A 17,566-nucleotide genomic window follows, 5' to 3' on the forward strand; every position below is an offset into this window, starting at 1 on the left:
GAATACTAATTGTTTTATTCACTAATGCCCCTTAGAGGATAAGATGTAAGTAAACAAAAAAATGATTATGAAAACACCTACTAACCTAAGATTGATTTTAATAGCTTTGATTTTCTTTCAAAGTTACTTTGTAATTTCTCAAAATCTTAAGCCATTTACGCCAAGATTTGACAAGAGATTGAAGGGTGATATGTTACTTATTGGTAACAATATCCTGAACAGGGAAACCAATAATAGGAGTCCAAAAGACGCTTATAATGGTAATGGATACAATTCTGATTTCAATATGAAATATATTGATATCGATAATGATAACACTACATTCAGTTCGAGTAGTGCTACATTAACAGTACCAAAACCTGCCTGTTATAAAATAGTTTATGCTGGTTTATATTGGGGTGCGATCCTTCAGCAAAATGATCGTACAGGTATAGAAAAAGTAAAACTTAAGTTGCCTACAGGTGGCTATAATGACATTACCGGTCAAATCATTCATGATGCTAATGCAGCGCCAATTGGTGGTGATAATAACAAAGCATATGCGTGTTATGCGGATATTACATCTTTAGTTGCGGGACAAACAAATGCTCAGGGTTTATATACTGTTGCAAACGTTAAGTCTAGCGAAGGAACAAATGGCGGAACTGGTTTATCTGCCGGTTGGTCTATTTTTGTGGTTTATGAAGATCCTACTTTACCTGCAAAATTTATTACTTCGTTTGATGGTTTTAGCGGTATTGGTGGAGCAACAACTTTAGATATTGATGTTGCCGGATTTAAAACTATTCCTACTGGTCCTGTTCGTGTAAAATTTGCTTTTGCAGCTTTAGAGGGAGATCAGCCTATTGCGGGAGATTATCTGCAAATTAATGGTACAACTATTACGGCTACAAATGCTGCAAATGCAATCATCAGGCCATCAAATAACTTCTTTAACAGTAGTGTAACTTTTGTTGATCCGGCAACGGATAAAACAGAAGATTTCTTAAATCGAAATCCCGCCAGTACCAACACCTTAGGGTATGATGCCGGTATCTTGAATATTAATAATCCGGGAACGCTGTTAAGGCCCGGGGGGATTGTAATTGATAATAATGAAACTTCGGCAAAAATTAAGTTAGGAAGTACTCAGGACGTTTATTTCTATTATTTTAATGCTTTTGCGGTAGACATTATCGAACCTCATATTGTACTGACAAAAATTGTAAAAAATTCTGCGGGTACAGATATTGGAAACCAGAATGTAACATTAGGTCAACAATTAAATTATGAAATTGGTTTTAAAAACACGGGTAATGATGATGCTAAATCTTTAACGATTAGAGATCAATTGCCTATCAATATTATATTTAATTATCCTACTGATATAAATCCTTTACCAGCTGGAGTGTCTATTCAAAGTTATGATCCTGCTACCAGAAGTATTGTATTTAAAATTGATGATTCAGTAGTTAAGGCAAATTCATTATCAGATAAAATCATCAGTTTCAAAGTTAAGGTTGTTCCTGATTGTAATTCATTGAGTGAAGCATGTTCTAACAGTATTGATAACTCGGCTTACGCAACTTATAAAGGAACATTAAATCCTGATTTTCAAATTTCAGACGATCCAAGTGTTAATACCAATACAGGATGTATATTAACTCCAAAAGCGACTAACTTTTTAGTAGGTGTTGATGGTTGTAAATATACAGCAACTGCTACTTTATGTAAAGATGATGTAAATCTGGTAGCTGCTAATGGGTATACTTCTTATACTTGGTTTAGTGATGAAGCTCGTACTAAACAAATAGGTACAGGACAAACTCTTACTGTTAAAGAGCCTGGAATTTATTATGTTTATAATTTAGCCGCAGCTCCATGTAGATCAATTTACCAGGCTTTTACTGTAACGAGATTTGGTGCTACAACAACAAATCCGGTTATTCCGTATGCAAAAGCTCCATATAAAGGTGAGGTATTAATTTGTCCTAACAACGGAAAAGAGTTACCTAATCTTTTCTTGTGTGGTGCAAATGATTCGAGATTAATAGAAACTCATATTTCAGATGGTTCTACTCTTGTTTGGGAAAAACTGGATGAGGCAAGTTGTGCTGCTCCAATTAGTGCAAGTTGTGCTAATGAAGGGACTTCATGTGCATGGACTCAGGTTGCGACCGGACCAAATTATGAAGCCAAGATAGCGGGACAATACAGGTTAACATTAAATTATGCAGGTGGTTGTTTTAACCGTTTCTATTTTAATGTATTTACCAACTCATTAAACCCAACCGAAAAACATACAGATATTATTTGCGGAAAACCAGGTACAATTACTATTGGTGGTGTTCCGGCAGGATATGAGTACAGTATTAATGGTACAAATTATCAGGCAAGTAATATTTTTAATGTAACTACTGCAGGATTCTATACGGTATACATCAGACAAACTGGTGTAAATCTAAATCCTTGTATTTTTACAGTTCCTAATATTCAAATCAGACAAAGAAATTTTGCTGTTGTTTCAGAAGTAACACAACCATTGTGTTATGGAGAAAAAGGTAGAATTAAAGTGGCGGTAAATGATGCTAATCCTCAATACTATTATAAAGTTTACAATAACGGAAGCTTGTTATATAATGTAGGACCGGTTGCAGCATCTGAATATACTTTTGATAATTTAACTACAGATCAAAATTATGTTGTAGAGGTTTCTACAGATGATGGTTGTAAGGATACAAAATACATTTATATAGGTAAGGTTTGGAATGAGTACAAAGCAACAGCAACTTTGGTAGAACCATTGACAGCTTGTAGCGACGGAAAAATTAAAATTACTACAGAAGGTGGAAACAGCCCATACTCTTATTTTATAAATAGCGATACCGTTTTTCAAAGTTCAAACGAGTATGTAGTTACTGCTCCGGGAACATATGTAATTAAAATTGTAGATAAAAATAACTGTACACTAACAAGAACAGTTGTAGTTCCTAGTAATACAAAACCAACTTATACAATTACAAATACAAACAGTACTTGTTATAATGATAACTCTGAAATTAGAGTAAATGTTACTAATGCTAACGGATATAGTATGTCTTACAGTATTAATAATGGAGGAACTTATCAAACAAATCCTGTGTTTTCTAATTTACAACCTGGTACTTATAATGTAGTAGTAAGATATGGTATAACTTATACTCCTGAATTTGGTCAGCCTACTATTAAATATTGTTCAGATCCTGCGGTACAAAAAATCATTTTAGGACCAACTTCTGCTGTTACAGCATCTGGTGGTGTTGCAGCATTGGCAGGATGTACATTAGGTCAGCAAGGTGGTAAATTAAGAATTAATAATGCACAAGGAGGAACGACTCCTTATCAATACAGTTTTGATGGTGGTGCAACATGGCAGGCTACAAATGAAAAAGATGTATTGCCAGGTTCTTACATCTTAAAAATTAAAGATGCAGTTGGTTGTGAGTATACAATTCCTTACACGGTAACTCTGGATCAAAAACCAGCTGAACCAACTATAAAAGTTGAAGATCCGATATTTAATTGTAATGGTACTGCAACAAGTACTGTAACGGTTACAAACGGTACATCTGCAAACTATAAGTATGAATATTTTAGAAATGGTATTCCAAATACTCCAATTACAAATAACGTATTTGCAAATGTTCCTTCAGGAACTCATACAATTTCTGTTAAGTATACTGTAACTACAGTTTCTACTTATAGTAACTTATTACAGGAAGATTTTGGTAAAGGTGGTTATACAACTACTCCAGGTATTAATCCTGCTTACTGTTTTGAAGATGAATCTACACCACACCCAGTTGGATATCCTTGTGGAGCTTTTAACGATTACCAAATTAATGATGGTAAATATGCGGTAGCTAGTTCTATTAAAACAAACTTTGGAAATTCTTGGATTTTTGCAAAAGATCATACAGTTCCACAAGATCCGTTAGGAAGATTTTTATGTGTAAACGTAGGAGGTTCTGCAGGAATTGGTGGTATTTTATATAGTAAACCAATTAAAGATGTTATTGATAATCAGTCTGTAATTATTTCGTTATGGGCAGAAAACCTTATTGTTAAAACATCAACATCTCATGCTGATCCAAAATTAACGATTCAGTTAGTAAACAATTTAAATAATGTAGGTGGAGTAGAAGAAATTGTTGCTACTACAGATACATCAAACCCATGGGTTGTTCCTAAAACTGAAAAATGGGAATATAAAGAGTTAACCTTAAATCCGGGTATTGGTAAAACTAATTTAAGTTTTGTAATTAGATCTTACAGTAATGAATTTAACGGTAATGACGTACTTATAGATGATATCTGGGTTCGCCAGATTCCGGAATCTTGTCTTGCTACAAAAGATTTCCCAGTTGTTGTGGGTACAGATAAAGCGTTTTCAGCTGCAATTGTAGGTCATAAAGATCTTACTTGTTTTGGTGCTAATAATGGAGAAATCACTTTATCAGCTCAAAATTTTGGAACTGCTTATGGTTTCGATTATTCATTGGATAATGGAACAACATGGACAAACTCTAAAACATCTCCTGTTACTGTTACCGGATTAACAGGTAAAACATATAATATTTTAATTCGTTACGATGATAAAGCTGCAAGTTGTAGTTTCCCATTTAGCCAGCCTATTGGTGTTCCAGCCGAATTAAAAATTGATGCAAAAGTTACTAAACTTGCAACTTGTACTACAGGTGCAACAATTACAGCTACTGCAACAGGAGGAACTCCTGCTTATGAATTCGAATTAAGAGCTGCAAATGGTGTTACAGTTGTAAGAGCTTTCCAAAACACTGGAGTTTTTGCAAATGTCCCTACAGGAACTTATACTGTTGTAACCCGTGATCAATATGCGTGTTCTTCTACTGCGTCTGCGCAAGTAGTTGTAGATGCGCCAGTATTGCCAACAGCAAGTTTGGCTGCTACTTCAAATTATTGTTTCTCATCTAGTAAAGGAGCTACACTTGTAGTGACTGCAACAGGTACAGGAGCAATAACATATAGTTTAGATGGTGCGCCTGCACAAAACACGAATACATTTACAAATGTTGGACCAGGTACACATACTATTACAGTTACAGATAGCAATAACTGTCCTGTAACAATTTCAAATATTGTTATTGCACCGGAATTAAAAGCGGCTGCTTCAATTACAAAAACATTAGATTGTACAACTCCTAATGCTACTATTAAAGTTGACATTACAGATGGAGTTTCACCATATACTTATAAAGTTAAAAAAGATACCGGAGCTTATGGCGGTGTTGTAAATGTTACTGGTAATACATTTAATTACTCAGCTACAACCGGAGCGGGACTTTATACTTTTGAAATTACAGACTCTAAAGGTTGTATTACAACTGTTACGGCTACTATTAGCCCAATTACTAATCCTACTGTTACTGCTTCACCAACACAAATTACTTGTAATGGTTTACAAAACGGTACAGTTGAATTACTTGGTGCGGGTGGTTCAGGCGGATATGAATATAACTTTAACAATTTAGGTTGGTCAACAAATACTTTATACTCTAATTTAAGTCCAAACGTTGATTATACGTATCAGGTTAGAGATAGCAAAGGATGTACTTCTGCAAGTGCAATTATAAGATTAACGCAACCGGCTGTTGTAACAGGAACAATTGCTGCTACAACAATTAAATGTAGTGCTACAGGAACAGTTCCTGCAGTAGTTACAGTTACTGCTGGTGGCGGAACAGGTACTTACACGTATAGTTTTAACGGAACTACTAATTTTACAACAACAAATACATTCTCTACAACAACTGCAGGTACGGTTACTGCTTATATTAGAGATGCTAATAATTGTCAGCTTGGACCGTTATCTATTGCCATTGGTGCTTTAGATCAAATCACAGATATCACTATCGTTGATAGCGGATACGATTGTTCTACAACTCCTCCAGGCGGACACGTAACTTTGACAGCTGTAAAAGCTGGAAGTTTAGCGACTATTACATACCAGATTATTTCTGGTCCTGCCGGATTTAATCCTGCAACAAATACAACAGGTGACTTTAAATCATTAGCTCCTGGTGATTATATTTTCCAGGCTACTGATACTGCTACAAATTGTTTATTTACAAAAGGTCATACCGTAAAAGGTACTTCTGATATTACTGCTGGTGGTTCAGTACTTACAAATATTAAATGTTTTGGATCTACAGGAACTATTGAATTTACAGTTAGTGGAGTAAAAGCAAGCGGATTCGATTATATTATTAGAAACGCTGCTAATACAATTATTCAGCAAGCTACAAATGTAAGCCAGGCAACAACAACTATTGCTGTTACTGCTGCTCAGCCTGCAGGTACTTATACAATTACTGTAACAGACAGATTAACAAAATGTCAGGCTACTTATTCAGTTATTTTAGCGCAGCCAGCTGCTGTGTTAGATGTTACTGCAACGGCAACTACAGTAAATTGTAATAAATTTACAGCCGAAATTACAGCTACTACAACAGGAGGAACTCCTGCTTACACCTATGCTGTTGCAAGACAAGGAGCTCCAGTTCCTACGGTTTATAATGATGTATTGACAGTTGATACTGCAAACGGAACAGTATTAAACTGGATTGTTTACGTTAAAGACGCTAATGGTTGTACAGATAATTTCCCAATCACTATCGCTGTAGATGCTAAACCGGTAATTAGTTTAGTTACTGTTGACAATCAATGTCAGACAGGTTCAACTTCAAGCTTTACTATTACGGCAAATGCTACAGGATTAAACCCTTTATCTTACAGTATTGATGGAACGAATTTCCAGCCAGGTAATACTTTTACAGTAACTGCAGGAACATACACAGTTACAGTTAAGGATAAAAATGGTTGTACAACTAGTGCAGCTACTCCGGTAACTGTTTACCCTCAGGTATCTGCTTTGGCAGGTGTAACTAAAGAATTAGATTGTACTACTACTCCAGACGCCACTATCAAAGTTGATGTTAAAGGAGGAAAAGCACCATATACTTATACAGTAACAAAAGGATCGGGAACACCAAGTTCTCCGGTTGGTCCTATTGCCGGAACATCATTTACAATTTCTGTAACTCCGTCTAACGCTGATGGTTATACATTTGTAATTACAGATGCTAACGGATGTTCGACTACTACATCTACTACTGTTGCCCCAATTACAAACCCAACTGTTACTGCTGTAAAAGTTGATGCTTCTTGTAATGGTTCAGCAACAGGTTCTGTTCAGTTAACAGGAGCTGGTGGTTCAGGAGGATATACATACAGTTCTAATGGAACAACTTATGCATTAACTTCATTATTCGAAAATTTAGCAGCAGGTTCATATACTTTCTATGTAAAAGACAGTAAAGGTTGTACAAATACTGTAACTGTAACTATTGGTCAGCCTACTACTTTAACAGCTACTGCTACTGCTACTAATTTTACTTGTAGTGTTACAAATACAAAACAATCTGCTACGATTACAATTGCAGTACCAACAACTGGTACAGCTCCATATGAATATAGCTTCAACGGAAGTCCATATAGCAACAATAATACCTTAACAATCAATGATAACGGAACAGATCAAACGATCAACTATTCTGTTAAAGATGCAAAAGGATGTACAACAGCAATTCAACAAATTGTTGTAAAAAAATTAGATCCTCCAATTATTGCATCAATTACCGGTACAGCAATTTTATGTTCTCCTGCTGCAAGTACTACAAGTACAGTAACAGTTACAACAACAAATGGTGTTGGAACTTTAGCTTATGTAATTACTGCTCCGGCTTCTGCTATTACAAACGTAACGGGAGCTACAACAGGAATTTTTACAGGATTAACTCCGGATACTTATACTTTTAAAGTTACTGATGCAAACGGATGTTTTGCAATTCAGTCTTATACCGTAAACAGTCTGACACCAATTGCTGTTACAGCATCTAAATTGACAGACGTTTTATGTTTTGGAGGAAATACAGGTTCAGCAAGATTCACGATCAGTGGCTTTAGCGCAACAGGAAATTATGCTGTTGCAGTAACTTCTACTCCTGCAGGATTACCTTATACAAATGTAACAACAGGAGATGTTATTACATTAAATGGTTTAGTTGCGGGTACTTATAACCTTGAGGTAACAGATAATACTACAAATTGTAAAGACAATAAATCAGTTACAATTACACAACCAACCCAAGCTCTTGCAGCTACTGTTGATGTGGTAAATGCGAATTGTAATGTAACTACTTCAAAAGTGACAGTTAATGCTACTGGAGGTACTACAGCTTACTCTTATGCTTTTGTACAAAATAATGTTGCACCTACAGCAGGTGATTATGTATCAAATAACACTGCTAACCTTAACGCTACAATTACAGATTGGGATGTTTGGGTAAAAGACGCAAATGGTTGTTTGATTAAATTAGATGTAGCAGTTACTACAGATATTGCACCTACTGTTACAGCTTCGGTTACAAATCAATGTACTTCAACAGGAACTTCTTTTGTGATAAAAGCTGTTGGTACAGGAGGTGTTGCACCTTTAACGTATTCTATCAGTAATGGTGTTACGCCTAGCCCTGCAGATACTTTTACAGTTACTTCTCCGGGAACATATATTGTTACGGTTAAGGATGCTAATAATTGTACCGCTACAGCTACGGTTACAGTTAATTCTGTTTTAACAGCAAATGCTGTTTTAGTTAGCGATATTACTTGTTTAACTCCTGCTGGAGCAAGTATTACTATTAATGCAGGCGGAGGTTTAGCTCCTTATTCATATTTAGTTTCTACAGATGGCGGAGTAACTTATGGTACATCTCCGGATTTAGTTGGAAACACATTTACAACAACTGTAGCCGGTGATTACTATTTTCAAGTAACTGACGCAGCAGGTTGTAAAAAAGTTACCAATAAAGTTACTACAACAACACCGCAAAGTATTGCTGTAACAGCTACAAAAGTTGACCCAACTTGTAATGCTTACACAGATGGTTCTATCAAATTGGTAGCTACATCAGGAGTTTCTCCTTTTACTTACAGTATTGATAACGGTGCTACTTATGTATCTACAAATGTTTTTGGAGGTTTAGCTGCAGGAACTTATGACTATTTCGTTAAAGATTCTAAAGGTTGTATTTCTGCACCTGCAACAATTACGTTGAATAATCCAGCTCCAATTGTGGTTAATATAGTGCGTAATGCAATTTTATGTAACTTAAATACTCCTGGTAGTTTTGACCTTAATGTAGTTTCAGGTGGAGTTGCTCCATACGTTTACAGACTATACGATAATACATTTACACAAATAGATACCTATACTGAAACAGGCGCTGCGGCAACTGCAGTTCATAAATTTGCAAACTTAAACTTTGGTGATTATTATATTACCGTTGTAGATGCAGTTGGTTGTGAATTTAAAAGTGGTAAATTAAGAATTGAAACACCACCTTATTTGAGCATGACTGCGGTTATAGATTCAAACAATTGTGCTACAGGTGTAAATGTTACAGTGACTACTTCAGGAGGTACACCAGATTATAAATATTCTATTTTTGGACAACCTTTAACGGAAAGCCCTGCGCAAACAAGTCCAACTTATACATTTATAGGTTTACAACACGGAACTACTTATTACTTACAAGTAAAAGATGCTAATGATTGTATCTCTATTTTAGAATTTAAAACTCCTCCTCCTCCTTCAGGAATAGTAATTACTGGTACAACAGCAACTAATGTTACTTGTACTGGTACTTCAACAGGAACATTACAATTTACTGTTAGCGGTTACGATGCTACAGTTTCTGTAATTAATTATGTTGTTTTAAATGCTTTGACTTTATTACCGGTTACTCCACCAATTGGCGGAACATTAACAGGTCCTGCAGGTGGTCCGGTTTCTTATACGATACCAAATTTAAAAGCAGGAAGCTATGTTTTAAAAGTTTCTGAGTCTACAGGTACATTATGTTCTAATGCTTATACATTTGACATAACACAACCGGCACAACCACTTAAAACTGCTATAACAGCAGTTGTAGATGCTACTTGTAATGTAGATGCTCAGGTTACCCTAACAACAACAGGAGGAACAGGTCCTTATAAATATGCTGCTGGAGCTGTTGGTTTCACGCCTACAGTTTTCAATACAGGCAATGTTTTGAGCTTAAACTATGCAACAAGAACCAATTGGGATATTGTTGTTCAAGATGCAAATGGTTGTACAGACAGAGTTAGTACAACAATATCTTTAGCACCAAGTCCGGTAATTGCTTTAGCAGTTGTAGACAAATGTGTGGCTGAAGGAACTTATGTAGTGAGAGTTTCTCAAACTACTGCAGGTGTTGCACCTTATTCTATAAGTGTAAACAACGGTTTATATACAAGTATTCCTGGTTTACCTTATGACGTTACAGGTCTTAATTCAGGTTCAAATACAATTAGCATCAAAGATGTTAACGGTTGTATTGACACTAAATCGATCGTAATCGAAAAACCTCTTTTAGTAGTACCTGCTATTACTAAATTACCAACTTGTGCGAATAACGATGGAGTTATAAAATTGACACCTTCTGGAGGTTCAGGTACTTATTCATATAGTATCACTCCTAATGTGGGAACTATTTTAGGTAATGTTATTTCAGGTGTTCCTGCAGGTGCTTATACAATTACTATTACAGATACAAATACATTGTGTACTGCAAATGCTCCGGTTGAGTTATCTGCTCCAACACCTGTAGATTTTACTGCTGTTGTAATTGATGCTTCTTGTAACGGAGCTAGTGATGGTACGATTACTGTAAATCTGGCTGCTAACAGCGATAATCCGGTTTACACGTATTCTATCTTACCAGTTCCTCCGGGATCAGTACAAACAAATAACATATTCTCTAACTTACCTCAGGGAACGTATTCTATTACAGTATTCTCAGGTAGAGGATGTTCATTGTCTAAACCTTTCACAGTTGGACAACCAGCAATTCTTGCAGCTACTGCAGCAGTAACACCATATTCTTGTAACACAAGTAATGTTGCTCAGCCAGCAGTTGTAACAGTAAATGTTACGGCAGGTACAGGAACAGCTCCATACAAATACAATTTTGATGGTTCTGCGGTATACAATGACGCTAATACATTAGCAGTTCTGGATAATGGTACAGTACAAACTATTCACTATTATGTTAAAGATGCTAAAGGCTGTACATTTGATAATACGGTAACAGTTAATCCATACCAAAAAATTACAAACTTAACTTTTGCTGGTGCTGCAATAACTTGTAATGCTCCAACAACTAGTATTACAGTTTCTGTAGTAGGTGGATATGCAATTACTAAATATGAAATCGTATCACCAATTACGGTTGATAACGGTACATCAAATGTTTTTGCAGGACTTGGACCAGATACTTATGTTTTCAAAGTAACTGATGCAAATGGATGTTCATTCCAAAAATCATACACAATTAAACCAGTAACAAATATTACAGTTTCTGGTCAATTAATAAAAGATGTTAGCTGTAACGAAACAGCAGCAACTCCAAATGGTTCTGTAGAATTTACAGTAGGTAATTTTGCCGGATCATATACCTATTCAATCAACGGTGTTGCCGTTGCAGGAACGCATACAAACCCTAAAGTTACTCTTGTAAATTTAGCTGTAGGTTCTTATAAAATTGATGTTGTAGACGTAGCAACAGGTTGTGTCGCTACAAATACTGTAGTGGTTAGCCAACCAGCTGTACCATTAGATTTATCTTTAGTTTCTAATGTTAATGCAAACTGTAGTTTTGGTGCAAAAGTGAGCGTGATAGGTTCTGGAGGAACTCCAAACTATACTTATGCTTTCGTTGCAACTCCTGCAACTCCGGTTGCAACTGATTATAAAGCTAGTCCTAATGCTATTTTAGATCCGTCTAAAACATGGATTGCCTATGTAAAAGATTCAAAAGGATGTATCGCACAATTACCATTAACTATCGCAACAGATCCTAGACCAACAATCGACCCAATAACTGGTGTTTGTTATGATGGTGCTCCGGTAAATGTTACTTTGGTTGGTCATGGTGTTGGTCCATTAATGTACAGTATTGGTAACGGATTTAAATCTAGTCCAGATTTCGTATTAAATGCACCGGGATCTTATACTTTCTATGTAAGAGATGCAAACAATTGTGATGCAGTTACACCGTATGTTTACAACCTTGATCAGGAATTATTGTTAGATGCTAAATTGCAGGATTTAACATGTGCCGCTCCTAACTTAGCTACAATTACACTAACAGCTACTCAGGGATCATTGACATATAATAATTATCAGGTTTCATTTAATGGAGGTGCACCTACACCGGCAACTTCTCCATACACAACAAATGTTCCTGGAACATATACTTTTACAGTAACAGATAGTAAAAACTGTCAGGCAGTTTCACTTCCTGTAGTTGTAAATCCTATTGTAATGCCTACAATTTCTACAACTCACGCAGACGTAAGTTGTAATGGTGGAAATACCGGAAGTATTACAATCACAGCCGGAAGCGGACTTCCTGCTTACGAATACAGTATTAATGGTACAACATATCAGCCATCTAACATTTTTGCTGGATTAACAGCAAATACTTACACAGTTTACGTAAGAGATGCTAAAAAATGTGTTGTAAGTGAGACTGTTGTAATTTCAGAGCCAGCTACATTAACAGCAACAGCAGTAGTTACACCATTTGGTTGTAGCCTGACTAATGCTCCTCAGGATGCAGTTGTTACCTTAACAGCTGCTGATGGTACACCTGGATATAAATATAGTTTTGATAATGGAGTTACTTTTGGAGATTCTCCAACATTAACTGTAAGTACTATAGTTACTCCAAAAACTGTTTACTATGTTGTAATCGATTCTAAAGGATGTAGAGTTGCAAACTCTGTAGTCGTTAATCCTTACACACCGCCAACAGATATGAATATTACTTCAACACCAATTTACTGTAACACTGTAGGAGGAACTTCTACAGCTACTGTAACTGGAGTAACTGGTGGTGTAGGACCATATAAATATGAAATTGTTTCGCCTGCAACAGCAGTAGCAAACAATACAACTGGTGTTTTCCCAGGATTATTACCAGATAATTATCAAATAAAAGTTACAGATGCTAACGGTTGTAGTACAACTAAAGCGATTGTGATAAAAGAGTCTGAGAAAATCAATGTAACTGCTCAGTTATTAAGCGATGTATTATGTAATGGTGGTAATACAGGTTCAGTAGCCTTTACGGTAACGAACTATATTACTCCGGCTAATTATGGATATAGTATCTCGCCAATTGCAGGAACTGCTACAAAAGTTGGAGATGTTATTACATATACAGGTTTAACAGCAGGTAGTTATACATTTACTGTTTTAGATAATATTTCAGGATGTCAGCGTCAGGTAATTAATTTTGTAGTTGGTGAGCCGGCTGTTCTGGATTTCACATCTACTGCAACAAATATTAATTGTAACAATAAAAAAGCTATAATTACAATTACTGCTACAGGCGGAACGCAAGCTTATGGTTATGCAGCAGTAGTTCAGGGATCTCCGGTTCCAACAACGTTTGGAGCTAATCCTACGATTGTTGTAGATACAAACAATGGAGCTAACATGGTTTGGGATATTTATGTAAAAGATCTTAACGGATGTCCAGCTACAAAAACTCAAACAATTATTGAGGATGCATTACCAACAACTCCAAGTGTGGCTCCGTTCAGTCAATGTCCGGATGCAACAAACGGAACGTATACATTTACGATTACCGGAGTTACAGGTGTAGCACCAATCCTTTATAGTATTGGTAACGGATTCCAATCTAGTCCAACATTCACAGTTACTGATGCTCGTTCTTATGATGTAACAGTAAAAGATGGTAATGGTTGTGAAGTAACAACAACAGCTGTAGTAAATATTTTACCACCATTAGTTTTAGATGTTGTGGTAACTAAATTGCCAGGTTGTAACTTCGTAGATGGTATAGTTACTGCTACGGCTACAGGAGGAGCAACTCCTGCAAATTATAGCTATAGTTTAGATGGTAACTTTGGTCAGACGTCAGGAACATTTAATAATGTTAATCACGGACATCATACTATTATTGTAACAGATCTAACAACTAATTGTACAGATACAGTTGAGTTTGATATTGAAAAAGCTACAGACATTCAAGGTTTACTTGTAAAAGGAACTGATGTAACTTGTAATGGATTTACAGATGGTACTATTACTGCTACTATTGATGAAACAGGTGTAAATAATAATCCTATTTATTACTATAGTATTACTGCAGGACCAGTTACAAGACCAGATCAAACATCTGGAGTGTTTACAGGATTACCTGTAGGACAATATACCGTAACAGTTACTTCAGGTAGAGGTTGTAAAGCATTAGAAGATGTTACAATAGGTCAGCCAGCTGTAATTACAGTTCCTGATCCGGTTGTTACTCAATTTGGTTGTACTCCTGGTACTAACGGAAATAATCTGGCTACAATTACAGTAAACAATGTAACTGGTGGTTCTGGTAACTTCATTAAATATGAATTTATTAAAGGAGCAACAGTACTTCAAAGCAGTACATCAAATGTATATACTGTATTTGATCTTAGCGGAGGTATTTATACTGTAAATGTTTATGATGAAAACGGATGTGTTGGATCAGCAACATCAATCATCGATATTAAACCTTTCATTAGTTTAGATGATATTGATATTACAATTAATAAAAACATCACTTGTGTAAACAATGAAGATATAACTGTAACTGTTAAAACAACAGGTACACCAGCTCCGGCATTCTTGTTATACAAAATTGAAGGTATTGGCGGAAGTACATTTACAGATAACAATACAACAGGAGTATTTACAGGATTGCCAATAGGAAATTATTTAATTACTGTTGAAAACCCTGATACACATTGTTCAATACAAGAAGCACATTATGTTTCAAATCCTAACACATTTGAAATTAAAGTTAATCCAATTGCTACAGAAATTTGTTATGGTACAAGTACCGGAAGCGTTGAATTAAATTTTGTAGACAATCAAACTGATCCTCTTGATGAAGCTGGTCCTTTTGATTACACTATTACAGGTGGTCCTGCAGTAATCTCAGGAACAACTACAAGTGCAGGTCCTGAATTGATTTCGAACCTTGTTGCAGGTACATATACCGTAACGGCAAAATTAAGAGCTTTACCTGAATGTACTGTTTCGACTGTGTTTACAATAGCACAGCCTTCAGCTCAATTAGAGGTTAAAGTATTAACTAGTCCAATTACTTGTACATCTGCAAATTATGATGACGGTGAAATCTCTGCTTCTGCAGTAGGTGGATGGGATAATAACTATACTTATGAATTAGCATTAAACGGTGCTCCAATAGTTCCTTACAGAACTGATGGAAACTTTACAGGATTAAAAGCTGGAGTTTACACAGTAAGTGCTAAAGATGGTAAAGGATGTATCGATTCTGAAATAGTGACATTAGTTGAGCCGGATCCAATCCAGGTAAATGCTACGCCAAATGCGGCAATGTTATCTTGTTTTGGAGGAAGAGACGGTATCATTACAGTTCATACAACAACAGGTGGTCAGGGAAGTAACTATTCGTATACATTAAACTACTTATCAGTAAACCCGGTTGCTGTTTCAGGTCCGCAAATTGATCCTGTTTTCGCAGGATTACCTGCCGGAACATATAGTATTACAGTTTCTGACGGATACAACTGTTCAATAACATCAGCTAATATTGTTATTACAGAACCAACAGAAATTGTTGCTGACTTAACTTTAGCAACATCACAAACATGTGATACAGAAACGACCCTTACATTAAGTGCAACAGGCGGATTAGCTCCTTACACTTACAGTGCAGATGGTACAACATATAATGTTACTCCATTTATAAGTTCAGTATCATTCCAGGTGCCGGTTGGTAAATACCAGTACTTTGTAAAAGATGCTAATAACTGTGTGGCTAGTATTTCTAACGAAATTAAAATAGACGCTTTAGAGCCTCTGTTATTAGACTTAGATATTACAAATGCAGTTGTAAAATGTACAGGTGATTTTACAGGCGTTATCGTTGCTGAAGGAAAAGGTGCTTTAGGAAACTATCAATATACTTTAGAAACAAGTGCGGGAGTTATATTACAAGGGCCTCAGACTAATGGTAGATTCGAAGGTCTGATCGCAGGAAATTACAATGTTAGAGTTGTAAGTGGCGATTGTGATGCAGTAGTTAAATCGGTAGAAATTAAAGAACCTGCAGTTGGTTTAAGTGCTACATATGTAAAAAACAATGTTACTTGTTTCGGAGATAACAATGGTAAAATTGTGATGAGTTACACAGGTGGTACAGGTGTAGTTAAATATGCTATCTCACCAAACTTGAATCAGTTTGACACTAAAAACACATTCGAGAAATTAACAGCTGGTATCTACACTATCGTTACACAAGATGAAAACGGTTGTTACAAAATAGATGATATAGAGATTACACAACCATTGCCTGTTATTGTTAAAGAACTGGCAAACTCTATGATTCCTGAAGTTTGTAAAGACGACAAAGACGGAGCATTTAGTATCGAAATTAAAGGAGGTACAGCACCATACAGCGTAAGTCTTGATGTTAAAAACGGAACTTATACTGTAGGAGCAATTGGTCAGACAATCTTTGACTTTACTAACCTTTCAGGAGGTGTTCATACGGTTTATGTTAAAGATGCTGAGGGATGTGCGGTTGAGTTTGTAGAGAATATGCCTTTACCGGTAGTTCTTAACCCAATTGTTGAAGTAAATTATGACTGTGTAAACAATGCACAATCTAACATGGTAACTATTACAGTTGATGCAAGCAATATAGATCTTACACAAATTGATTATTCACTTGATAACGAAGCAGGTCCTTTCCAGACAAGCCACATCTTTACAAATGTTGCTCCTGGTAGACACTTTATTGTAGCAAGACATACAAATGGATGTATTGTACCAACAATTAGTTTCGACATCAAAGCATACGATCCGTTAACTCTTATTGAGACTACAGGACAACAGGAAATGAATATTATTAATGTTACTGCTGCTGGTGGTTCACCTGCTTATGAATACAGTTTCAACGGAGAGCCGTTTACATCTTCAAACAAATACAAAATCTACAAAACAGGAGATTATGTAGTAGTAGTAAGAGATCAAAACGGATGTACAGCGACAATTACTGTTCATGCTATTTACGTAGATGTTTGTCTTGACAATTACTTTACCCCTAACGGAGATGGTATTTATGATACATGGGGTCCTGGTTGTACAAATATTTACAACAACCTTGAGTTCTCAATCTTCGACAGATACGGTCGTGTAATTGCTAAATACCACTACGGTCAAAAATGGGATGGTAAATACAATGGCGAAGAATTACCAACAGGAGATTACTGGTATGTTCTTAAATTAAAAGACGAGAAAGATGCGAGAGAGTTTGTAGGACATTTCACTTTATACAGATAACAAAATAAGAGCCCCTGATGATGTTATCTA

Annotated in this window: 1 protein-coding gene; it reads left to right on the forward strand. The window is 36.0% G+C overall.

The features are described from left to right. The first annotated feature begins 67 nt into the window (after window positions 1–67). A complete protein-coding gene (locus BXU01_RS05755; protein WP_123773956.1) occupies window positions 68–17,536 on the forward strand; it encodes a T9SS type B sorting domain-containing protein in 17,469 nt (5,822 codons plus the stop codon). Window positions 17,537–17,566 lie beyond the last annotated feature (30 nt).

The sequence above is a fragment of the [Flexibacter] sp. ATCC 35103 genome (assembly GCF_001975985.1).
Classification (GTDB): Bacteria; Bacteroidota; Bacteroidia; order Flavobacteriales; family Flavobacteriaceae; genus Flavobacterium.

What these genes read in the sequence shown, in the direction of transcription:
- BXU01_RS05755 (WP_123773956.1), top strand. Translation starts at nt 68, where the DNA reads ATGAAAACACCTACTAACCTAAGATTGATTTTAATAGCTTTGATTTTC.